Annotated in this window: 21 protein-coding genes; 15 read left to right on the top strand and 6 right to left on the bottom strand. The window is 60.3% G+C overall.

The genetic code is table 11. From position 1 onward, the window contains the following. The first annotated feature begins 244 nt into the window (after positions 1-244). The 4 genes from RFER_RS18045 to RFER_RS18030 are packed head-to-tail and all read left to right on the top strand — an operon-like array spanning position 245 to position 2,343. A complete protein-coding gene (locus RFER_RS18045; protein WP_166485759.1) occupies positions 245-604 on the top strand; it encodes a hypothetical protein in 360 nt (119 codons plus the stop codon). Between the two features lie 31 nt (positions 605-635). Next, a complete protein-coding gene (locus RFER_RS18040; protein WP_244095742.1) occupies positions 636-1,280 on the top strand; it encodes a CsgG/HfaB family protein in 645 nt (214 codons plus the stop codon). Between the two features lie 29 nt (positions 1,281-1,309). Next, complete coding sequence (locus RFER_RS18035) at positions 1,310-1,666, top strand: DUF4810 domain-containing protein (protein WP_011465828.1); 357 nt, start codon at positions 1,310-1,312, stop codon at positions 1,664-1,666. Positions 1,667-1,677: 11 nt separating this feature from the next. Then, positions 1,678-2,343: a DUF799 domain-containing protein gene (locus tag RFER_RS18030; RefSeq protein ID WP_011465827.1), complete on the top strand. Its 666-nt coding sequence runs from the start codon at positions 1,678-1,680 to the stop codon at positions 2,341-2,343. Positions 2,344-2,434: 91 nt separating this feature from the next. Here the strand turns inward: RFER_RS18030 and purT are convergent, their stop codons facing one another. After that, complete coding sequence (gene purT, locus RFER_RS18025; RefSeq protein ID WP_011465826.1) at positions 2,435-3,661, bottom strand: formate-dependent phosphoribosylglycinamide formyltransferase; 1,227 nt, start codon at positions 3,659-3,661, stop codon at positions 2,435-2,437. Positions 3,662-3,818: 157 nt separating this feature from the next. Here purT and RFER_RS18020 point away from each other — a divergent pair, with 157 nt between their 5' ends. The 7 genes from RFER_RS18020 (at position 3,819) to RFER_RS17990 (ending at position 10,899) form a co-directional block, all read left to right on the top strand. Further along, a complete protein-coding gene (locus RFER_RS18020) occupies positions 3,819-4,742 on the top strand; it encodes an ATP-binding cassette domain-containing protein (RefSeq protein WP_011465825.1) in 924 nt (307 codons plus the stop codon). Then, the gene (locus RFER_RS18015; RefSeq protein ID WP_011465824.1) at positions 4,739-5,560 is read left to right on the top strand and encodes an ABC transporter permease; all 822 of its coding nucleotides are present in this window, start codon (positions 4,739-4,741) and stop codon (positions 5,558-5,560) included. Before RFER_RS18020 ends, RFER_RS18015 begins: the two co-directional genes overlap by 4 nt. Positions 5,561-5,839: 279 nt before the next feature. Continuing rightward, a complete protein-coding gene (locus RFER_RS18010) occupies positions 5,840-6,328 on the top strand; it encodes a DUF6650 family protein (RefSeq protein ID WP_011465823.1) in 489 nt (162 codons plus the stop codon). Positions 6,329-6,374: 46 nt separating this feature from the next. Further along, on the top strand, positions 6,375-7,013 hold the full coding sequence (locus tag RFER_RS18005) for a glutathione S-transferase (RefSeq protein ID WP_011465822.1): 639 nt from the start codon (positions 6,375-6,377) through the stop codon (positions 7,011-7,013). A gap of 310 nt (positions 7,014-7,323) precedes the next feature. Further along, entirely contained in the window at positions 7,324-8,559 is a 1,236-nt protein-coding gene (locus RFER_RS18000) for a 3-methyl-2-oxobutanoate dehydrogenase (2-methylpropanoyl-transferring) subunit alpha (RefSeq protein WP_011465821.1), read from the top strand. A 2-nt stretch (positions 8,560-8,561) separates the two neighbouring features. After that, positions 8,562-9,599 (top strand): alpha-ketoacid dehydrogenase subunit beta, encoded by a 1,038-nt coding sequence (locus RFER_RS17995; RefSeq protein WP_011465820.1) that lies wholly within the window; start codon positions 8,562-8,564, stop codon positions 9,597-9,599. Position 9,600: 1 nt separating this feature from the next. Next, positions 9,601-10,899 carry a dihydrolipoamide acetyltransferase family protein gene (locus tag RFER_RS17990; RefSeq protein ID WP_011465819.1) on the top strand — a complete coding sequence of 433 codons (1,299 nt, stop codon included), beginning with the start codon at positions 9,601-9,603 and terminating at the stop codon, positions 10,897-10,899. A 184-nt stretch (positions 10,900-11,083) separates the two neighbouring features. On the opposite strand, the gene htpG is transcribed toward RFER_RS17990, so the two are convergent. Together htpG and RFER_RS25130 are read right to left on the bottom strand one after the other, a co-directional pair. Then, entirely contained in the window at positions 11,084-13,075 is a 1,992-nt protein-coding gene (gene htpG / locus RFER_RS17985; RefSeq protein WP_011465818.1) for a molecular chaperone HtpG, read from the bottom strand. 84 nt (positions 13,076-13,159) lie between these two features. After that, positions 13,160-13,384: an ice-binding family protein gene (locus RFER_RS25130; protein ID WP_084795544.1), complete on the bottom strand. Its 225-nt coding sequence runs from the start codon at positions 13,382-13,384 to the stop codon at positions 13,160-13,162. Positions 13,385-13,518: 134 nt separating this feature from the next. Here RFER_RS25130 and RFER_RS17980 point away from each other — a divergent pair, with 134 nt between their 5' ends. From RFER_RS17980 to RFER_RS17965, 4 genes are all read left to right on the top strand, one after another. Further along, positions 13,519-14,238, top strand: a complete 720-nt coding sequence (locus RFER_RS17980; RefSeq protein WP_011465817.1) for a Crp/Fnr family transcriptional regulator — start codon at positions 13,519-13,521, stop codon at positions 14,236-14,238. A 108-nt stretch (positions 14,239-14,346) separates the two neighbouring features. Next, on the top strand, positions 14,347-17,370 hold the full coding sequence (locus RFER_RS24685) for a hybrid sensor histidine kinase/response regulator (RefSeq protein ID WP_011465816.1): 3,024 nt from the start codon (positions 14,347-14,349) through the stop codon (positions 17,368-17,370). Continuing rightward, positions 17,370-18,314: a diguanylate cyclase domain-containing protein gene (locus RFER_RS17970; protein WP_011465815.1), complete on the top strand. Its 945-nt coding sequence runs from the start codon at positions 17,370-17,372 to the stop codon at positions 18,312-18,314. Before RFER_RS24685 ends, RFER_RS17970 begins: the two co-directional genes overlap by 1 nt. A 75-nt stretch (positions 18,315-18,389) precedes the next feature. Continuing rightward, on the top strand, positions 18,390-19,238 hold the full coding sequence (locus tag RFER_RS17965) for a response regulator (protein WP_011465814.1): 849 nt from the start codon (positions 18,390-18,392) through the stop codon (positions 19,236-19,238). Positions 19,239-19,246: 8 nt separating this feature from the next. Here RFER_RS17965 and RFER_RS17960 read toward each other — a convergent pair whose 3' ends face one another. From RFER_RS17960 to RFER_RS17950, 3 genes are all read right to left on the bottom strand, one after another. Then, entirely contained in the window at positions 19,247-20,518 is a 1,272-nt protein-coding gene (locus RFER_RS17960; RefSeq protein ID WP_011465813.1) for an esterase/lipase family protein, read from the bottom strand. A gap of 155 nt (positions 20,519-20,673) precedes the next feature. Next, complete coding sequence (locus RFER_RS17955; protein WP_011465812.1) at positions 20,674-21,588, bottom strand: pseudouridine synthase; 915 nt, start codon at positions 21,586-21,588, stop codon at positions 20,674-20,676. A 57-nt stretch (positions 21,589-21,645) separates the two neighbouring features. Beyond that, the gene (locus RFER_RS17950) at positions 21,646-22,356 is read right to left on the bottom strand and encodes a Crp/Fnr family transcriptional regulator (RefSeq protein WP_011465811.1); all 711 of its coding nucleotides are present in this window, start codon (positions 22,354-22,356) and stop codon (positions 21,646-21,648) included. Between the last annotated feature and the right edge of the window lie 217 nt (positions 22,357-22,573).

The following is a 22,573-nucleotide window of genomic DNA, read 5'->3' as shown; positions in this document are numbered from 1 at the left end:
ATCATCGCTGACTGACGTATCGCAGTCATCTCACAGGGGTGGCCCGCGCGCTGGGGCAATACGTGAGGCGTTTCAGTGAAATTGATTGTGACATTTCTGAGGCCAAACCGCCAATGTCAATGTCGGGTATCGGGCGGGCATTAAAGAAAATCATTGTTGGCAATGTGCACTCTTGCGGGCAATGCGAATGACTGCTGGCAGGTCGCCTAAATTCAAAAACTAGACAACTAACGAGCTGCCCGTGGTGAGCGGCAGCAATGTGTCTTTTGGAGCCGACGAGAAGTGGACTCAATCGCCCCATCGGTCTGTTTTTGTGTGGACAGCTGCGACTGTCCATATTTATGGCAAATACGGCTCTAGCCCCGGCTCAGACAGGTTCAATGGCAGCACGACACGCGGCGTAGTGGTTGACCTGCACGACATCCGCACCAAGGATGACGCCGAGGCGGATGTTCCAAAGGCGCAGGCCGCCCCTTATGCCAGCAGAATTTCGATCTATTGGACCAGTTTCATGTTTATTCTTTGTTACAGTTTGATACCTCTCATGTTGACATTGATCAATCGTTCGATGTCCGAGGGAGGCATACAAAGGGAGTTGCTTTGAGATGAGAAAGTCCATCTATTTGCCATGTTTCATGGCAGCGTTTCTGTCACTTGTCGGGTGTGCCCACCAGGAGGAATCCAGAATCATTGCCGTTCAAAAAGTGGAGTCTGCCGGCCAGGCCTACAGCGGCCCACGCACTCCGATTTCGGTCGGGAAGTTTGACAATCGTTCATCCTTTATGCGTGGTGTTTTTTCCGACAATGTGGACCGTCTGGGGGGTCAAGCACACACTATTTTGCTCACCCACTTGCAACAAACCAACCGCTTCAGCGTGCTGGATCGCACCAACATGAGCGAAATCAAGGAAGAAGCCGCGCTCCAGAAAAAAGCGCAAACAATCAAAGGCGCCGAATTTGTCGTCACAGGTGATGTGACAGAGTTTGGACGCAAGGACGTTGGCGACAGGCAACTATTTGGTCTTTTGGGTCGTGGCAAAACGCAAATTGCTTATGCCAAGGTCAATTTGAACATCGTGAATACGCTGACATCGGAGGTGGTGTTCTCTTCGCAAGGCGCAGGCGAGTTCAGCCTGTCTGAACGCGAAGTCGTTGGATTTGGCGGAACGGCGGGTTACGACTCGACACTCAATGGCAAGGTACTTGACCTGGCTATTCGTGATGCGGTGAACAAGCTTGTGTCCGGTATCGACAGTGGTGCGTGGCACCCTGTTCTTTGATCGCTTACCAATCACACCAAGGAAAATACATGTCAAATAGTCGATCAAGTGCGGCAGCGGTGCTGCTGGTCTGTGCAGCGTTGGGGGGGTGTGCCACCAAACCGGCTTCTCTCTACCAATGGCAGGGCTACCAGAACAACGTAGATGCGTACTTCCGCGCCGACAAGCTGAGTCCGGATGCGCAAACGCAGCTCATGGAAGAAGACTTGCAGAAGATCAAGGCCAGCGGGGGAGCTGTGCCACCGGGCTACTACGCTCACCTGGGCTTGCTGTATGGGCAGCAGGGTAAATTGGACCAGTTTGCCCAACAAATGCAGACCGAAAAGAAACAGTATCCTGAATCTGAAACATTCATGGACTTCCTGTTGCGCAATTTCAAGAAATAAGAGAAGGCCCTATGAACTGGAAAAAATATTTTAAAGTACTGGCTGTGACCGCCAGCTTCCTCGTGATGACGGGATGCGCGACCAAAGCACCACCTTTCGATTACACCGCGTACAAGGAAAGCCGTCCACGCTCCATTTTGATCTTGCCGCCGGTGAACAACACACCTGAAGTGCAGGCCTCGTACAGCGTGCTGTCCCATGCCACCCGACCACTTGCCGAGGCCGGCTACTACGTGATGCCCGTAACCTTGGTGGCCGAAGCCTTCAAGGAAAACGGGATGACGCAAGCAACTGATATGCACGCGACGCCGGTCGACAAGTTGCGCCAGATATTTGGCGCGGATGCGGCCCTGTACATCACAATCGGCAAGTACGGAACGGTGTACCAGGTGATCAGCAGTGCCTCGGTCGTCTCGGCCGAAGCCAAGTTGGTGGACTTGAAAACCGGCAAGTTGCTGTGGACCGGCGCCGCTTCTGCCTCCAGCGAAGAGGGGCGAAGCCAGCAGCAAGGGGGATTGGCCGGGTTGTTGATTACGGCCATCATCAAACAGGTGATGGCGACTGCGCTGGATCAAAGTCATCAGGTTGCGGGCGTTGCCACTACGCGCCTGTTGTCGGCAGGTACGGCCAACGGTATGTTGTACGGGCCACGCTCGCCGAACTACGACAAAAACTAGTTGTTTTTGGCTGGCTTGAGGATCTATGTAAAAACAGCTGCTAGCCCCCGTCGTATAAGCGTGGGCAGCTATTTATTAAATAGCAAAAAACTCACGCTGCGCGCGGTTTCACCTTCGACGCTGCCAGCTTGGCATTGACCCGTGCCTGTTCAACGTCGGCATGCGCGGCCAGCGCCACGCCCATGCGGCGCTTGACAAAGCTCTCGGGCTTGCCAAACAGGCGCAGGTCGGTGCCGGGCACGCGCAGGGCTTCGTCCACGCCATCAAACACGATGCCTTTGGCATCAACGCCGCCGTAGATCACGGCGCTGGCACCGGGGTTGCGCAGCGCGGTGTTCACCGGCAGGCCCAAAATGGCGCGGGCGTGCAGTTCAAATTCGCTTTGCCATTGGGTGGTGAGCGTCACCAGGCCGGTGTCGTGCGGACGCGGGCTGACTTCGCTGAACCAGACCTGCTCGCCCTTGACGAACAGCTCGACGCCAAAAATCCCGAGGCCCGAGGCCTGGCCGTCCACAGCAATGCCCAGGTCATCCGTCACCGTCTTGGCAATGTGGCGCGCTCTTTCCAGGGCCGCCGGGTGCATCGGGTGCGGCTGCCAGCTTTCCACATAGTCGCCGTTGACCTGCAGGTGGCCCACGGGTTCACAAAAATGGGTTTCGATCTGGCCATCGGCACCCTTGGCGCGCACGGTGAGCAGGGTGATCTCGTAGTCAAAGTCAATGAAGCCTTCGACGATGACGCGGCCATGGCTGACGCGGCCACCGGCCATGGCGTAGTCCCAGGCTTTTTGCACATCGGCTGGGCCACTGATTTTGCTTTGGCCCTTGCCCGATGAGCTCATCACCGGTTTGACGATGCACGGGTAGCCAATGCCACCTTCGATGGCGGCTTGCAGTTCCTCAAAGGAGTCGCAAAACTGGTACGGGCTGGTGGGCAAGCCCAGCGTTTCAGCCGCCAGGCGGCGAATGCCTTCGCGGTCCATGGTCAGGCGCGCGGCGCGCGCGGTGGGGATGACGCGCACCACGCCGGTGGCTTCCAGCACTTCGAGCATCGGGGTGGCAATGGCTTCAATCTCGGGCACCACCAGGTCGGGCTTTTCCGCCTGGATCAACGCCTTGAGCAGCGCCGGGTCGCTCATGGTGATGGTGCGGGTGTGGTGCGCCACCTGCTGGCCGGGTGCGTGGTTGTAGCGGTCCACCGCAATGGTTTCCACCCCCAGACGCTGCAGCGCAATGATCACTTCCTTGCCGAGTTCGCCGCTACCGAGCAGCATGACTTTGGTGGCGTGGTGGGAGAGTGGCGTGCCGAGTGTGGTCATGAAGTTTGCGCGTTGCCGCGTCCGTTCAAAAAAAACAATGAGGGTAGGGGCTAATCTTAGCCAGATTGGGGCACTACCGGCCGCCGATCAGCGGTGGCCAGCATTGGATTTATCCGACGCGTGCGCGGCCCACGCCGGCTGGGCGACAATTCCGCCCATGAGTGAATCCATCCTATCTGTCGAACACCTGGTCAAGCGCTACGCTGACGCCACGGTGGTGAGCGACATGTCTTTTGAAATCGCGCCGGGCGAATGCCTGGGCGTGATCGGTCCCAACGGCGCGGGCAAGACCACCACCATCCGCATGTGTCTGGGCCTGACCGTGCCCGATGAGGGGCTGGTCACCGCGTTTGGCCTGCACATGCCGCGTGACGCGCTGGCCATCAAGACGCAGCTGGGCGTGGTGAGCCAGTTCGACACGCTCGACCCCGACTTTACGTGTGCCGAGAACCTGCTGGTCTATGGCCGCTACTTCGGCATGAAGGACGCGCAAATCCGTGAACGCGTGCCGGCGCTGCTGCAGTTTGCCTCTCTGACCCACAAGGCCAATGCCAAACCGGGTGAGCTCTCGGGCGGCATGAAGCGACGCCTGAGCCTGGCGCGCGCGCTGGTCAACAACCCGCGCTTGTTGCTGCTGGACGAGCCCACCACCGGGCTGGACCCGCAGGCGCGCCACCTGATGTGGGAGCGCCTGCAGTTGTTGCTGGCCGAAGGCAAATCGATCTTGCTGACCACACACTTCATGGACGAGGCCGAGCGACTGTGCAACCGGCTGCTGGTGGTGGACCATGGCAGGAAGATTGCCGAAGGGGCGCCGCGCGATCTGATTGCCCAGTATCTGGAGCCCGATGTGGTCGAGGTCTTTGGCGCGGGCGCGCTGGCGCTGGCGGATTCGCCACTCAAAGCCTTGGCGGCGCGCACGGAGGTGAGTGGCGAGACGGTGTTTTTCTATACGCTTGACGCCAAACCGTTGCTGCAGGCGCTGGCCGCTTACCCGCAGCTGCGTACGCTGCACCGTCCGGCCAATCTGGAGGATTTGTTTCTCAAACTCACCGGCCGCCAGATCAGGGAGGAGGCATGAGCACTCAAACGAACACCCCAGTCCATCAATCAGTCTGGCGCGCGCCCGAACTCTCAATGCGCTGGTGGCCGGTATTCCTGCGCAATCTGCTGGTCTGGCGCAAGCTGGCCATTCCCAGCCTGGTGGGCAATATTGCCGAACCATTGATGTGGCTGGTCGCTTTTGGCTACGGCATGGGCGCGCTGGTCGGCAAGGTCAGCGTCGACGGCACGCCGGTGCCCTACATCCTGTTTCTGGCCAGCGGCTCGATCTGCATGAGCGCCATGCAGGCGGCCAGTTTTGAGGCGCTGTACTCGGCGTTTTCGCGCATGCATGTGCAAAAAACGTGGGACGGCATCATGAATGCGCCGGTGAACCTGGACGACATCGTGCTGGCCGAGATGCTGTGGGCCGCGTTCAAGGCGCTGTTCACCGTGACGGCCATTCTGGGCGTGATGCTGGCCCTGGGCATCAGCTACAGCCCGAAGCTGCTGGTGGCCTGGCCGGTGCTGCTGGGCGTGGGCATCACCTTCAGTTGTATTGCGCTGATCTTTAACGCGCTGGCCAAGGGCTACGACTTTTTCACCTACTACTTCACGCTGTTTCTGACACCCATGATGTTCCTGAGCGGCATCTTTTTCCCGCTGGAGCAATTGCCTGTGGTGGTGCGCACGATATCGAGCTGGCTGCCGCTGACCAACGCCGTCGAACTGGTGCGCCCCCTGTTCATGGACCAGTGGCCGACGCATGCGTTGCGTCATGTGCTGGTGCTGGCGGTGTACACGGTGGGAGGCTTCTGGATCGCGCTGGCGCTGACGCGCAAGCGGTTCCGGGGTTAGCACGACAGTTGGATGAGTGCTATTTATTTAATAGCTTCTTGCGCAGTATTGACGGGGGCTACAGCCTGGATTTGTCGATAAGCTTAGGTGGCTGAAAGCTTTTCGCAACGTCTTGAGCCGACTGTCAATAGCGGTTGTCTTGAGCGGTCCCAATCATCATTTGGAGGTCTGCACGAATGTTAAAGATATCCTTGACTGACGAGGGCTTGGCAATTCTTCCCGCAGCCAAGTCATACCGCAGTGTCTGCGATTTACCTTTTATAACGCTCAGGAGCACCAATGAAATTTCGTGAAGTCGTCTCCCGCGTCACCGGCCTCAGCGTTCCCATCTTCGGCGCTCAATGGAATCCACCCGAGGCGGAGTGTGTTGTGGCCCGACGCGTCCTCGCATTCCTGGAAGACAGGCGGGTCCTGTTTGTTCCGTCCGAAATGGAGGTGCCACGTCACTGCGTTGAGTCCGTTCTTCGCATTCGAGAGTTTCTCACCGCCGAACTTGGAAAACTCGACGCCGAGAAGGAATTGCCACTCAGTCTTCGCGCGATGCGGGCCGCATGTCGGAAGTTCCTCGCCACAGTCGAGACCGATGATCGCCATGTCATTCAGTTTGGTGCTCACCAAGGCCACTACGCAAGCTGGATTTTCAATGGTGCTGTGGGTGAACTGCGTGGTGTCTTTGGCGTTCACATCGCACGCCTCGCTGCCTCGCACGGCTTAGACATCGAGGGTGAGCTAGCCTCAATCCTTCCTGCGCCCGCTGATGAGCGCTAACTCATTGAGGCGGCAAAGATAGCAGACACATTGACAAGGAGAACCCATGGAACTCATCGGCATGCTCGATTCGCCCTACGTCCGCCGCGTGGCGATCTCTTTGCAGTTGTTGGGCTTGCGCTTTGAGCACCGCTCGCTCTCGGTCTTCAGCACCTTCGCACAGTTTCAGAGAATCAACCCTGTCGTCAAAGCGCCGTCGCTGGTCTGCGATGACGGCGAAGTGCTGATGGATTCGACGCTGATCCTGGAGTTTGCCGAAGCGCTGGCGACACCGCGCAAGAGCCTGATGCCCGCTGGCCTGGCCGAGCGCCAGCATGCGCTTTGCGTGATCGGGCTGGCCCTGGCCGCCTGTGAAAAAAGCGTCCAGATCGTTTACGAACGAAACTTGCGGCCGCTCGAGAAGTTGCATGAACCCTGGATGACACGCGTGACCGGCCAGCTACTGGCTGCGTATGGCGCGCTTGAATCGGAATTCAAACGTCGGCCGTTGGCATTCACCCGCACCACGATCAACCAGGCCGGTGTCAGCGCGGCGGTGGCATGGCAGTTCACCCAGCAAATGCTGCCCGAGATCGTCCCGGCAGAAAACTACCCGGCCCTGCGCGAGTTCTCCTCCAGAGCCGAAGCGCTGCCGGAGTTCACCGCGGCACCGCACGGCGCCAGCACCTACCGCCCAACGGACTGAGCGCGTTCACATCCAAGTCAATGCGTGATTGCTATTGTTTTGATAGTTTCTTGCGCTGAATCGACGGGGGCTAGCGGGTCTTTTTGTTACCCAAGGTGGCGGAGATTGACGTCGGCGTGGGCGACCTTGGCCTTGTGTATTTGTGGGGCGATCAAGCAAAATCCGTTATGCTTCACACCCCAAGCAATGCCTGCGGTGATCCCGTAGGCATTGCTGCATTGTTGGCTCAGAGTGCGGCTACCCGACCGGCTTCTTGAGCTGATTTACAGACCATCTAATGCAGGACACAATCTTGCAAGGAGACCTACCGATGCCCAAACGCGAAACCCTTCATCTGCATGTGCCGGAGCCCACCGGGCGACCTGGCCATGACACCGATTTTTCTTATCTTCCCCTCTCAGCTGCCGGTTCCAAACGCCGCCCCCCGGTGGATGTGGCGGCCGCTCAGACCAGTGACCTGGCCTTTGCGCTGATCCGCGTGCTCGATGACGCGGGCCAGGCGGTGGGACCCTGGGCGCCGCACGTCGATGTGGCGCTGTTGCGCCGGGGTTTGCGCGCCATGATGCTCACGCGCGCCTTCGATGCCCGCATGCTGATCGCGCAGCGGCAGAAAAAAATGTCGTTCTACATGCAGTGCCTGGGTGAAGAAGCCATTGCCACCGCCCACGCGCTGGCGCTGGGTGAGGGCGACATGTGCTTTCCGACCTACCGCCAGCAAGGCCTGTTGCTGGCGCGCGAAGACAACGACCTGGTGAGCATGATCTGCCAGCTCTATTCCAATGAGCGCGACCCGATGAAGGGGCGCCAGCTGCCGGTGATGTATTCGAGCAAGAAGCAGGGCTTCTTCTCAATCTCGGGCAATCTGGCGACGCAGGTGATCCAGGCGGTGGGCTGGGCCATGGCCTCGGCCATCAAGGGGGATGACAAGGTGGCCTCGGCCTGGATCGGCGACGGTGCCACCGCCGAAGCTGACTTTCACACCGGCCTGACCTTTGCCCACGTGTACCGCGCGCCGGTCATTCTCAACGTGGTCAACAACCAGTGGGCGATTTCCACCTTTCAGGCCATCGCCGGGGGCGAAGGCACCACCTTTGCCGCGCGCGGTGTTGGCAGTGGCATTGCCTCGCTGCGCGTTGATGGCAATGATTTTCTGGCCGCCTATGCCGCCTCCCAATGGGCGCTGGAGCGTGCGCGCAGCAATTTCGGCCCGACGCTGATTGAGTGGGTGACCTACCGTGCCGGACCGCACTCCACGTCGGACGACCCCAGCAAGTACCGCCCGGCCAACGACGCGGCACGCTTTCCGCTGGGCGACCCGATTGCGCGCCTCAAGCAGCATCTGATCAAACTCGGTGCCTGGTCGGATGCCGAGCACGAAGCGGCGCAAAAAGAGCTCGAAGCGCAGGTCGCAGTGGCGCAGAAAGAGGCCGAGCGCTACGGCACCCTGGCCGACGGCCGACCGCAACGCCTGGAAGCGATGTTTGAAGACGTCTACAAAGACATGCCCGCGCATTTGCGCGCGCAGCGCGAAGAGTTGGGAGCTTGATCATGACGGACAACAACACTCCCAACACAACCCCGATGACCATGATCCAGGCGCTGCGCTCCGCCATGGATGTGATGCTGGCGCGTGACAGCAACGTGGTCGTGTATGGCCAGGACGTGGGCTATTTTGGCGGCGTGTTCCGCTGCACCGAAGGGCTGCAGCAGAAGTACGGCAACCAGCGCGTGTTTGACGCCCCCATTTCCGAGGGCGGTATTGTCGGCACGGCCGTTGGCATGGCCGCCTACGGCCTGCGCCCGGTGGTCGAGATTCAGTTTGCCGACTATGTTTATCCCGCCACTGATCAGATCGTGTCGGAGGCGGCGCGCTTGCGTTACCGCTCGGCCGGTGACTTTACCTGTCCGATGACCATCCGCATGCCATGTGGCGGCGGCATCTACGGCGGACAAACCCACAGCCAGAGCCCGGAGGCCATGTTCACCCAGGTCTGCGGCCTGCGCACCGTGATGCCGTCCAATCCGTATGACGCCAAAGGGTTGCTGATTGCGTCGATCGAGAACGACGACCCGGTCATCTTTCTGGAGCCCAAGCGGCTCTACAACGGCCCGTTTGATGGCCACCACGAGAAGCCGGTGGTGCCCTGGTCCAAGCACCCGCTGGGTTTGGTGCCCGAGGGTTACTACACCGTGCCGCTGGACTCGGCGGCGGTCGTGCGGCCGGGGTCGGCGCTGACCGTGATTGCTTACGGCACCATGGTCTATGTGGCCGAAGCGGCGGCGAACGAGAGCGGGGTGGACGCTGAAATCATCGATCTGCGCAGCCTGTGGCCGCTGGACCTCGACACCCTGGTGGCCTCGGTCAAAAAGACCGGCCGCTGCGTGATCGTGCATGAGGCGACCCGCACCAACGGGCTGGGCGCTGAACTCTCAAGCCTGATTCAGGAGCATTGTTTTTACCACCTGCAAGCCCCGATTGAGCGTGTGGCGGGCTGGGATACCCCTTACCCACACGCGCAGGAGTGGGCGTATTTCCCCGGGCCAGCGCGGGTTGCAGCGGCATTCAAACGTGTGATGGAGTCCTGAGATGAGCATTCAAACAATCAAGATGCCCGATATTGGCGAAGGCATTGCCGAAGTCGAGCTGGTGGTCTGGCATGTGAAGGTGGGCGACGTGGTCGCCGAGGACCAGATCCTGGCCGACGTGATGACCGACAAAGCCACGGTTGAAATCCCGTCCTCGGTGGCGGGCACCGTGGTGTCGCTCAACGTCACGGCAGGGCAGGTGGTGGCGGTGGGCACCGAGATCATCCACATTGAAGTGCAAGGTTCGGCTCAGCCCGCCGCCGATGCGGCGGTCGTGCCTGTGACAGCGCCAGCAGCTGCTGTGGCTGCACCCGTGGCAGCACCTGCCCCTGCGGCCAAAACCCCAACACCAGCGCTGGCAACCGTAGCCGCGCCCCAACCTGCGCCGACCGCGACAGCACCGGTTGCCCGACCGCGCGGCGCCTTGTCCATTGCCGCCCCCGCGGTGCGGCGCCAGGCCTGGGAACTGGGTATTGACCTGGGCACCATCACAGGCACCGGCCCGGCCGGCCGCATCACGCAAGACGATCTGGATGCCCACGCCAAGCGCGGCGGGCACGCACCCGAGCGGGCCGGGGCCGATCAGCGCTACGCGCAACGCGACGGCGAAGAGGCCATCCCCGTGATTGGCCTGCGCCGCAAGATCGCGCAAAAAATGCAGGAGGCGAAACGCCGCATTCCGCACTTCACCTATGTCGAAGAAATCGACGTGACCGAACTCGAAGACCTGCGCGCGCGCTTGAACACCCAGTACGGCGCCACGCGGGGCCGCCTGACCCTGCTGCCGTTCTTGATCCGCGCCATGGTGCTGGCGGTGCGTGAGCACCCCGAGGTCAACGCCCGTTATGACGACGAAGCCGGTGTGGTCACCCGTTATTCGGCCGTGCATCTGGGCATGGCCACCCAGACCAGCAACGGTCTGATGGTGCCGGTGATCCGCCACGCCGAAACGCTGGACCTGTGGGCCACAGCAAGCGCCGTGCTGCGCGCCAGCGAAGCCGCCCGCAGCGGCAAGGCCGCGCGCGAGGATTTGAGCGGCTCCACCATCACCCTGACCAGCCTGGGCGCGCTGGGGGGTATTGTCAGCACCCCGGTGATCAACCACCCCGAAGTGGGCATTGTGGGCACCAACCGCATCGTTGAGCGGCCCATGATCAGAGGCGGGCTGGTGGTGGCGCGCAAGATGATGAACCTGTCGTCATCGTTCGACCACCGGGTGGTGGACGGCATGTATGCGGCTGAATTCATCCAAAGAATGCGCGGTTACCTGGAATGCCCGGGCACGCTGCTGGTGGCATAGCTGACGGCACGATGACAAGCCCGGGGGCAACGCCGCGTTAGATTGCCGCCGACACACAAGCACCCCTAAAAAAAGCCCCGCCAGTCGGTTTGACTGCGGGGCTTTTTGCGCTTGAATTGCTACTAATTAAGTAGCATATAACGCAGTAGCGACAGGGGTTAGAGCCTTATTTGTTATATAAAAATCACACCAACAAGGCATTCACCCGTTTCACATAAGCCGCCGGGTCAGCGGGCAGGCCGCCTTCGGCCAGCAGCGCCTGGTCGAACAGGATGTGGGCCAGGTCGTTGAAGTGCACCGAGCCATCGAGCTTTTTCACCAGCGGGTGTTCGGCGTTGACTTCCAGCACCGGTTTGACGTCCGGTGCGGCCTGACCCGCCTGCTTGAGCATGCGCGCCAGTTGGGTGCTCATGCCGTGGTCTTGCACCACCAGGCAGGCGGGCGAGTCGACCAGCCGGGTGGTCACGCGCACGTCCTCGGCTTTGTCTTTGAGCGCTTCTTTCAGCTTGGCCAGCAAGGGCTTGAAGGTTTCAGCCGCTTCTTCGGCCGCTTTCTTCTCGGCCTCGTCTTGCAGCTTGCCCAGGTCGACCGCGCCCTTGGCCACGGACTGCAGCGGCGTGCCGTCAAATTCCTGCAGGTAGTTCAGCGCCCATTCGTCCACGCGATCGGTCATCAAGAGCACTTCAATGCCCTTTTTCTTGAACACTTCGAGTTGCGGGCTGTTCTTGGCGGCAGCCGGGGTATCGGCGGTGATGTAGTAGATGGCTTCCTGGCCTTCTTTCATGCGCGCCTTGTAGTCGGCGAAGCTCACGCTCACGGTGTCGGTGCTGCTGCTGGCAAAACGCAAGAGCTTGGCCAGACGGTCCTTGTTGGCATAGTCTTCGCCCAGGCCTTCTTTCAGCACGGCGCCAAATTCGGCGTAGAACTTGCTGTACTTGCCCTCGTTGGCCTTGTCTTCTTCACTCAAGACATCGGAAACCCCTGCGGTGGTGTCCGTCCCGCCGTCGGCGGAAGGTGCTGGCAGCTTGTCATGCTTGGCCAGATCTTCCAGCATGCCCAGCACGCGTTTGGTACAACCTTCACGGATGGCTTTGACGTCGCGGCTTTCCTGCAGAAGCTCCCGGCTCACGTTGAGCGGCAGGTCGGCCGAATCGACCACGCCCTTGACAAAGCGCAGGTAGGTGGGTAAGAGCGCCTCGGCGTCGTCCATGATGAAAACGCGTTTCACATAGAGCTTGACGCCCGCAGACTTCTCGCGGTTGAACAAGTCCATCGGCGCTTTGCTGGGCAGGTACAGCAGTTGCGTGTATTCGGTGCTGCCTTCGACCCGGTTGTGGGTGTAGGCCAGCGGCGCCTCAAAATCATGGCTGATCTGTTTGTAGAACTCGGTGTACTGCTCGGGCGTGATGTCTTTCTTGGCGCGCGCCCAGATGGCGTTGCCCTTGTTGACGGTTTCCCACTCGCCGGTCTTGACCATGCCACCGGGCTGGCGGCCGCCCTTTTCGTCACTCGGGTTGATCAGTTCGCCATCTTTCCACTCTTCTTTTTCCATCAGGATCGGCAGGCTGATGTGGTCTGAATACTTGTTGATGATGCTCTTGAGCTTCCAGGCGCTGCAATAGTCCATGGCGTCGTCGCGCAGGTGCAGGATGACGCTGGTGCCGCGTGCTGCGCGCTCGATGGTTTCAACTTCAAAGTCACCGGCGCCGCCGCTGATCCAGCGCACACCCTCAGAGGCTTTCATGCCAGCGCGGCGCGACTCGACCGTGATCTTGTCGGCCACGATAAAGCCGGAGTAAAAACCGACGCCGAACTGGCCGATGAGCTGCGAGTCGGCTTTTTGGTCGCCGCTGAGCTTGCTCACAAAATCTTTGGTGCCGCTCTTGGCAATCGTGCCCAGGTGGTCAATGGCTTCCTGTGCGCTCATACCGATGCCGTTGTCGGAGATCGTGAGCGTTTTGGCCGCCGGGTCGAACGACACGCGCACTTCAAGGGTGGGTGCGTCTTCGTACAGGCCGCTGTCGTTGATGGCCTCGTAACGCAGCTTGTCGCAGGCGTCCGACGCGTTGGAAATCAACTCGCGCAGGAAAATCTCTTTGTTGGAGTACAGCGAATGGGTGACGAGGTGCAGCAACTGGGCCACTTCGGCCTGGAAGGAAAGGGTTTGTTTGGTCATTTTGGGTTCGAAGGTCTGACAAATGAAACCGGCGCCCTGGGATCGGCGCCGCCAACCTTCAATTATGGGCGATGCCCATCACTTTCAAGAGCTGTGAGTGGTGAAGGGTTCATCTAATGTCAATTGCCGTGACGGCGACATTTGAAGCATGACGGCAGTTTGTGCGAACAGCCGGCCGTTCGACGATGCGCCCGTATTCACGGCAACCAGCGTTTTACCCAGCACGATGCCCTCCAAGTGCGCGGTCGTTCCAATGGCCACACTGTCCGTGACTTGCCAGAAGATGTTCTTGGCCGGTGCGCCGGACAGCTGGCGACGCGCTGATGCCCCATCAAGCGATCAAGTCGTTTTCAGCTCATTGACCAAGAGCAGTCAGTCGTCACAGAGTCGCAGTTATGATCGCGCATGCCCATGCCGCTTTGGCGCTCTTTCGGAGACTGCATATGGATTTGCCGCGGGGCCCCACTCAAAACCACCTTCTCGCGGCCCTGCCGGCCGCTGAGTTGGAGCGCATCGCGCCCCAATTGGAGTTGGTTCCCATGTTGCTGGGCGACGTGCTTTGTGAATCCGGTGGCCAGTTGCAGCACGTCTATTTTCCAGCCACGGCCATTGTGTCGCTCCAATACACGACGGAGGATGGCGGCTCGGCCGAGATCGCGGGGGTGGGCAATGAGGGCATGCTCGGCGTTTCGCTGTTCCTGGGCGGCAACAGCACGCCCCACTGCGCCACGGTGCAGACGGGTGGTAGCGGTTACCGGCTGAAAACGCACTTGCTGCTGGAAGAATTCAATCGGGCTGGCCCGATGATGCGTTTGCTGCTGCGCTACACCCAGGCCTTGATGACGCAGATGTCCCAAACCGCAGTCTGCAATCGGCACCATTCGGTGGAGCAACAGTTGTGCCGCTGGCTGTTGGCAACGCTGGATCGTTTGCCCTCGACTGAGCTGACCATGACGCAGGAATTGATTGCCAGCATGATCGGCGTTCGCCGTGAAGGCATCACCGCCGCTGCCGGGCACTTGCAGCAAGCGCAGTGCATTCGCTACCGCCGCGGCCACATCACGGTGCTTGACCGCCAGGGCTTGGAGTCGCGCGTGTGTGAATGCTACGGCGTGGTGAAAAATGAATACGATCGTTTGCTGGGCGATGTTCGCCAGCGCTAAAGAGTCCCCATTGGCCCGCTTCATGAAATTGCCGCCTTATGTTCGATAACGCACGGACCAGCGCAAACTGGGTCGGTATGCTCATTCGCGCTATAACAATCATCGACCATGTTAAAAACTGACCCTATCCCTGACTTGCCCAAGGCTGTCGCAGGCACGCCGGAGGGTCTGACCGAGTTCAGGCGACAGGAGGCCTTGCTCAAAACCGGGGCCTTGCAGAACGCGATTCTCAATAGCGCCAATTTTTCGAGTATTGCCACCGATGAACGGGGCGTTATTCAGATTTTCAATATTGGCGCCGAGCGCATGCTGGGCTATGCCGCCGCCGATGTCCTGAACAAGATCACGCCCGCCGATATCTCCGATCCGCAGGAATTGATCTTGCGTGCCACCGAACTGAGCGCTGAGCTTGAAACCGCCATTGCGCCGGGTTTCGAGGCCCTGGTGTTCAAAGCCTCGCGCGGTATTGAAGACATTTACGAGCTGACCTACATCCGCAAAGACGGCAGCCGTTTTCCGGCCATCGTGTCGGTCACCGCCTTGCGCAATGCGCGCGGCACCGTCATCGGTTACCTCCTGATCGGCACCGACAACACCGCGCGCAAGCAGGTTGAAGCAGAGCGTCAGCACCTGCTGAAGGAGCAGGAGTGGACCAATCAGCAACTGCATCAGGCCAACCTGACTTTGCGGGAGAGCGAGGAAAAATTCGCCGTGACGCTGCATTCCATTGGGGATGCCGTGATTGCCACCGACGCCGCTGCGCGCGTGACGCTGCTCAATCCCCTGGCCGAGCGGCTCACCGGCTGGACACAAGCGCAGGCCAGCGGTCGCCCGGTGGACGAGATTTTCACAATCATCAACAAGGAAACCCGGCTCAGCGCCACCGTTCCCGTGGCGGAAACCCTGGCGCACGGCACGATTCAGGGCCTGGCCAATCACACGGTTGTGATTGCACGCGATGGCAGCGAGTGCGATATTGCCGACAGTTGCGCACCGATTCGCGACCGCGACGGACAGGTGATCGGTGCCGTGCTCGTGTTTCGTGACGTCACCGAGGAATATGCGGCCCAGCAGGCCCTGCGCGACAGCACGGCCCTGATCCAGACCATTCTCAATACCGTGGCGGATGGCATCATCACCATTTATGCCCGCGGCGGCATGATCAAGACCGTGAATCCGGCCGCTGAGCGCATGTTTGGCTATAGCGGGATCGAGCTGGTCGGGCAGAACTTCAGCCTGCTGATTCCCGAATTGGACCAGGATCAGCGCAATGGCTCACTTGAGTACTACAGTGCCAGTGACGAGGCGCGTGCGGCCGGCTTGGGGCGCGAGGTGCTGGGCCGGCGCCAGGATGGCAGTGTTTTCCCGATGGAGATGGCCGTCAGCGAGATGTGGTTGGGCGGCGAGCGCTATTTCACCGGCATTTTGCGCGATACCACCGCGCGCAAACAGGCCGAAGAAGCGCTGCTTCAGGCGGGGGCCTTGCAGAGCGCGATTTTCAACAGCGCCAATTTTTCCAGCATTGCCACTGACGCCAAGGGCGTCATTCAGATTTTCAACGTCGGCGCCGAGCGCATGCTGGGTTACACGGCGGCAGAGGTGATGAACAAGGTCACCCCGGCCGACATTTCCGATTCGAAAGAAGTGATTGCGCGGGCCAAGGCACTCAGTCTCGAACTCGGGACCCAGATTGAGCCGGGCTTCGAAGCGCTGGTGTTCAAGGCCTCGCGCGGCATTGAGGACATCTACGAGCTGACCTACATCCGCAAAGACGGCAGCCGCTTCCCGGCGGTGGTGTCGGTCACGGCGCTGCGCGACGCGCAGGGCGTCATCATTGGTTACCTGTTGATCGGTACCGACAACACGGCGCGCAAGCGCGTCGAAGCCGAGCGGGCGGTGCTCGATCGGGCGCTGCGGGACAAGAATGTCGAACTCGAGAGCGCCCGGCAAGCCGCCGACAAGGCCAATCTCGCCAAATCAGAGTTTCTGTCGAGCATGAGCCACGAGTTGCGCTCTCCGCTCAATGCGATCCTGGGCTTTGCGCAACTGATGGAGTCGGGTGTGCCGCCGCCCACGGCCACGCAAAAGGCCAGCATCGACCAGATTCTTCATGGCGGCTGGTATCTGCTGGAGTTGATCAACGAGATTCTCGATCTGGCCTTGATCGAGTCCGGCAAGCTGTCGCTGTCGATGGAGCCGATCGCGCTGCCGGACGTGTTGCTTGACTGTCAAGCCATGATCGAACCGCAGGCACAAAAGAGCGACATTCGCATCAGCTTTCCGCAGTTCAACGCCCCTTGCTTTGTGAATGCCGACCGGACGCGTGTCAAGCAGGTGATCGTGAACCTGATGTCCAACGCCATCAAGTACAACCGCGTGGGCGGTACGGTCGAAGTGACGTGCAAGAAGGTCGCCGCGCAACGCCTGCGGATCAGTGTGCGCGATTCGGGCGAAGGACTCTCGGCAGAGAAAGTGACCCAACTGTTTCAGCCGTTCAATCGGCTCGGGCAAGAGGTTGGTTCCGAAGAGGGTACCGGCATCGGCCTGGTGGTGAGCAAGCGGCTGGTCGAATTGATGGGGGGCGAAATTGGCGCGCAAAGTATCGTCGGGACCGGCAGCGTGTTCTGGTTTGAGTTGAATTTGGTGGCGGCACCGCAATTTGCCGCCGATTCCGATGCCCCGCTGGTGCCGGCGCAGCCGCCCACCGCGCCTGGCGCCGCGCTGCGCACGCTGCTGTACGTGGAAGACAACCGGGCCAACATGGAGTTGGTCAAGCAGCTTATTGCGCGACGTCCGGATATGCGCCTGTTGAGTGCCACGGATGGCATGCAAGGTATTACGCTGGCGCGCATTCATCTGCCCAAAGTGATTCTGATGGACATCAATCTGCCGGGCATCAGCGGCCTTCAGGCGCTGAAAATCCTGCGTGAAGACCCTGCAACCCGGCACATTCCGGTGGTGGCCATCAGTGCCAATGCGATGCCTCGCGACATTGAGAAAGGCCTGCAGGCCGGGTTCTTGCGCTACCTGACCAAGCCGATCAAAGTCAACGAGTTCATGGAAGTGCTGGATATGGCGCTGGAAACGGCGCGGACCGGATTGGACAACGCCGCAATGGAAGAATCCATGTGATGCTTGACGCCGCCGATATTCTTGCTGCCAGCATCCTGATCGTGGACGATCAGGAGGTCAATGTGCGGCTGCTGGAGCAAATACTGCGTGAAGCCGGCTATCGGCGCCTGACGTCAACCATGGATCCATATGCCGTGTGCGACCTGCATCGCACCAACCGTTACGACCTGATATTGCTCGATCTCGAGATGCCCGGCCGGGATGGTTTTCAGGTGATGGAGGCGCTGAAGGAAGATGAAGCCGATGCCGACGGCTACTTTCCGATACTGGTGATCACGGCCCATCCGGACCATAAGCTGAGGGCATTGGCCTCCGGGGCGAAAGACTTCATCAGCAAACCATTTGACCTGATGGAAGTCAGGACGCGCATTCACAATATGCTGGAAGTGCGCCTGTTGTACAAACAACTCGAACACCAGAACCGAGCGCTGGAATCCCTGGCACTGCATGACCCCTTGACCGGGCTGCCCAATAGACGACTCCTGATGGACAGAATGGCCTTGGGCATTGCCCATGCGCGCAGGAACAGGGGCAATATGGCGGTCGTGTATCTGGATCTCGACGGGTTCAAGGAGATCAACGACACCCTGGGCCACGATGGGGGCGACGCCCTGCTCAAAATGGTGGCTACCCGTCTGGTGGGCGCCGTGCGTCAAGAGGACACGGTGGCGCGGGTGGGTGGCGATGAATTTGTGATTGCGTTGGCGGAACTGAGTCATGGTGACGATATGGAAAAGCTGGTGTCCAAGGTGCTGCAAGCCGTGTCAAAGCCCTGCAGCATTCAAGGCAGCAGCGTGAATGTGACGGCCAGCGTCGGTGTCAGTGTTTACCCGGTGCATGGTGATAACGTCGAGACGCTGATGAAGAGCGCGGATCTGGCCTTGTATGAGGCCAAAGGCGCAGGAAAGAACGACTATCGCATCTCAGGGCTCGCCGAGCTGTGATGATGACGCAAAGTTGCCATAGCCTGTCCTGGCCGAACCTTGGTCCCAGTGCAAATTGACAAGAAAGTGAAATTTATGGTTAGTACTGCCGATATTCTCAATGCCCGTATCCTGATCGTGGACGACCAGGAGGCCAACGTGCAGTTGCTGGAGCAAATGCTGCGAGGCGCGGGTTATCAGCGCCTGACGTCGACCATGGATCCGTTTGCGGTCTGTGATTTGCATCGCGCCAACCACTACGACCTGATTCTGCTCGATCTGCAGATGCCGGGCATGGACGGTTTTCAGGTCATGGAAGGCCTGAAGGAAATTGACCCCGATGGTTATGTGCCGATTCTTGTGGTCACGGCGCAGCCGGGTCACAAGCTGCGGGCGCTGGCCTCGGGCGCGAAGGATTTTGTGGCCAAACCGTTTGATCTGGTCGAAGTCAAGACACGGATTCACAACATGCTGGAAGTGCGCTTGTTGTACAAAAAACTCCAGAATTACAGCCAGGTGCTGGAGCAAACGGTGGCGGAGCGGACCGCTGAATTGACTGAAAGTGAAGCCCGCTTTCGCCGCCTGACGGAACTGGCATCGGACTGGTACTGGGAGCAGGACGCGCAGGGGCAATTCACCAAGGTGTATGGCCCGGTGCTGGACATGCTGGGCATATCGATGGAAAGCCTGCTGGGAGAAATCAAACAGGAGCAGGCGTTGCGCTGGAATGAGGCGGAGCGCGCGGTTCTCAAGGCGAATGTGGCGGCGCGCCGGCCGTTTCTCGATTTTGTCTTCAGCCGGATCGATGACGCGGGCGAGCGCCAGTACTTTCAGGTCAGCGGGGAGCCGATGTTTGATGCGTCGGGCCGCTTCACCGGCTATCGCGGTGTCGGCCGGGACGTCAGCGCGATCATGCGCGAGGTGGCGCAGCCGCGGGCGGCGTAAGCGGGCGGCTAGTTGCTGCCTTGGCCTGGCGCCGACGCTGGCGTCAGCCACTGCACTATTTTTTGAGTGACCTCGGGGCTGCTCAACAAGCCCAAGTGGCTGGTACGGTAGGCAATCCACTGCGACGTTTTGGCAAACACCAGGTTTCTTTGCGGCTCATCGTGCTGCCCCAGCGCACTGTGCAGGGGCACCAGGCCATCGCCAATCAGGCGATCTGCCAGGGTGCTGCGCCGGGCGGCCGTGGTGGCGGCCACCGCGTAGCAGGCCACACCGGCCGGCAGCGGGAGCGGCTGGCGGGCATCGGGCTTGCGTTGAAAGCGGTCGTGCCCCTGCCAGTCACGGTCGAGCACAAAGCCGTAGCGCAGATCGGTGATGCCAGCGCTGCGCAACTGGCCCAGCTTGGCCAAAGGCGCGCTGTAGGGTGTGCTGGCCAGGACCACATCCACCCAGTTGCCGGCCCGCTCCAGCGGCGCGCCATGGTGCGGCGTACCCAGAAACACGATGTTTTTCAGACGACCGGGCCAACGCAAACCATCCTGCCTGGCGTAGTAGAACGCACTGCGGATCAGCAAGCCGCCCATGCTGTGGGCCAGCACGGTGATTTCCTTGATCGGTGTCGGCCAATGCGTCAGCAGTTGCTCCAGCTGGTTTGACAAGTCATGTCCGTTTTGCGAGGTGTGCAGACCGGTGTTGTAGCGCAGATAAACCGGGGTGTAGCCCAACGTGGCGGCCAGCGTCTCGCCATGGTCCACCACCTGCCCGTTCTGTTGCGTGTGCCATTGCAAGTCGTTCATGCAGAGCCCGTGAATCAGCAGCAGGACCTTGCCCGTGGCGTGCGGCATGGGAGGCAGGGCCTGCCAGTTCAGCGTCTCGCCCTGGTAGTGCAGGGTCATGGGAGTAGCGAGCGGGTTGTGGCTTTCAAGCAGGTGATCCCCCATCACACCATTGAGTGCCGCCAGCACCGCCGCGCGCTGGGGGCTACCGGCTGGGGCAGTTTGTGCTGCGTCCAGCGCAGGCTGCAACCGGGCCAACAAGGTGTCCACGCCTTTGCCGAGCAACCGGGTCACACCGTGCACACTCTTGTAGACCAGGCCGGTGATGCCGCGGGTTTGCCCAGGCGCCTTGCCACCGGGGACGCCCAGGCTGCTCCAGACCGATTGGTGTACCCCTTCGGCGATGCGGGCGACGCTGGCCGTGGCCTGTGTCGCCAATTGCGCCACACCCCGCAGGTCCGAGCTGTGCAGGTGTTTAGGGGGTTTGGGGGACGGCGGCTTGGCCATGGTGCAACTTCCTACCTCCGACGATCAGTTGAGGACAGAGCACGCTCACTCCGTGTAGCTTTGGTCTGTCCCACAATGTGGACATCCGACATCCCGGTATCAGTTGAGGACAGAGCACGCTCACTCCGTGTAGCTTTGGTCTGTCCCACAATGTCTCAGAATTTCTCATGTGGCGCCAGGTAGCGCCACTGGCCCAGCGGCAGATTGCCCAGCATCACCTTGCCAATGCGCACACGCTTGAGGCCAACCACTTTCAGACCCACCAGCTCGCACATGCGGCGAATCTGGCGTTTCTTGCCCTCAGTCAAGATAAAACGCAGCTGCTCGGGGTTTTGCCAGTCCACCTTGGCTGGTTGAAGCGCCTGTCCGTCCAGGCTCAGGCCGTGGCGCAGCAAGGCGAGTTTCTCGCGTGGAAAGACCGACTGCACATCGGTGCTGACGGGGTCGTCATCGTCAATGCGGCTGAGCTGGCCGGTGCTGGTGGCCGCGCCTTGATCAGCGTTGTAAACCACCCGCACCAGGTATTCCTTTTCCATGACGGCGTCTTCGCCGATCAATTGGCGCGCCACCCGGCCGTCTTGCGTCAGCACCAGCAGCCCGGTCGAGTCAATGTCAAGGCGCCCGGCGGGCACCAGGCTTTTGAGCTGGCTGGGGTGGAAGAAGAAACGGGCGTTGTCCTGCGCCCAGCGGTTTTGCGGCTGCACCAGGGTGATGGCGGGCAAGTGACCGTCTTCAGCCTGGCCGCTGACGAGGCCGATCGGCTTGTGCACCAGCACCGTCACTTGCTTGGCTTGCTGGCCCTGGGCTTGTTTGTCGATCTCAATGCGCACATCGGGCAGCACCTGCATGCCCATGGTCGCCACCACGCCGTTGACCTTGACCCAGCCCTTGGCAATCCAGTCATCGGCTTCGCGGCGTGATGCCAGGCCGAGTTCGGCCATGCGTTTGTTCAGGCGCAAGGTTCCGTTGGGGCCCACGGCGGCGGTGTTGGTCTGGCCTGCTGGAATGGGTGCGCGGGCCGTGGGAGGCGCCGCGCGGCGAAAGAGGGGAGGGGATTTTGAATCTGTCATTTGCTATAAATATAGTAGCTGTATGTGCTTATTTTACGCGGGCTAGAGGCTTGTTTATTATAAAAATATCTGGGAGCGCAATGCGACCAGACTTAACACGCGCAGGCCGCCATATTCGACGCGAATCACGCCTTGCTCGGCCAGCGCTGTCAGGGCTTCATTCACGCGCTGGCGCGACAGACCCACCAAGTAGGCCAGCTCCTGCTGCGTGATGCGCAGCACCTCGCCGACGCCGGGGTACAGCACCGGGTTGAACAGCGCGGCCAGACTGCGTGCCACCCGGATGTCGGGGTTGTTCATGCGGTCAATCTCGCGCGCGGCGATGAACTGGCCAAGCCGCTCGTTGAGCTGATTCATCACAAAGCGGTTGAAGCCAATCGAGTGGTCCAGCAGCCAGTGGAAGGTGTCCACGTTCAGCCCGGCCACCCGGCTTTTGCGCAGGGCCTGGATGTTGTAGCGGTAGCTTTCGCGCTTCAACGCCGTGCCTTCGCCAAACCAGCCGCCGGGCGGCACGCCGGTGAAGGTCATGGTCTGGCCCTCGGCGTTGTCGCTGCTCATCTTGAGCAATCCGTCCACCACGCCAAACCAATAGGTGACCGGGCGACCCGTGCGGCAAACGTACTCGCCTGCGACGGCATCGCTGATTTTCAGGTCGTCCACCGCCCGTTCGTACTCCGCAGGCGAGAGCCGGTCCAGCCATGGAATCGTGTCGAGTTCGGCCGCGGTCAGCGGCCGGCGGCGCTGGTGGAGAGAAACATCGGAACTCATAGAGCAGAGCAAGAAAAGAAGTGCCAAGCACGCGCCGTGGTGACTGAGACGCGCAGGGAAAACACCTATCGAGAAAAGCCTGAATTGTCGTTCAAATGACAACTTGACGTCAAATGAATGTTTACTATTCGCCTCATTCCAGCAAGCCGGCGGCCGATGGCCAAGTCGGATGGCTCAGTTGGGGCAGAGCTGAAGATCTGTGCCACAAGGTGTCCAG

The organism is Rhodoferax ferrireducens T118, from assembly GCF_000013605.1.
Taxonomy (GTDB): domain Bacteria; phylum Pseudomonadota; class Gammaproteobacteria; order Burkholderiales; family Burkholderiaceae_C; genus Rhodoferax; species Rhodoferax ferrireducens.
Note: the sequence above shows the minus strand (reverse complement) of the source record. Positions and strands in the feature narration are given on the sequence as shown.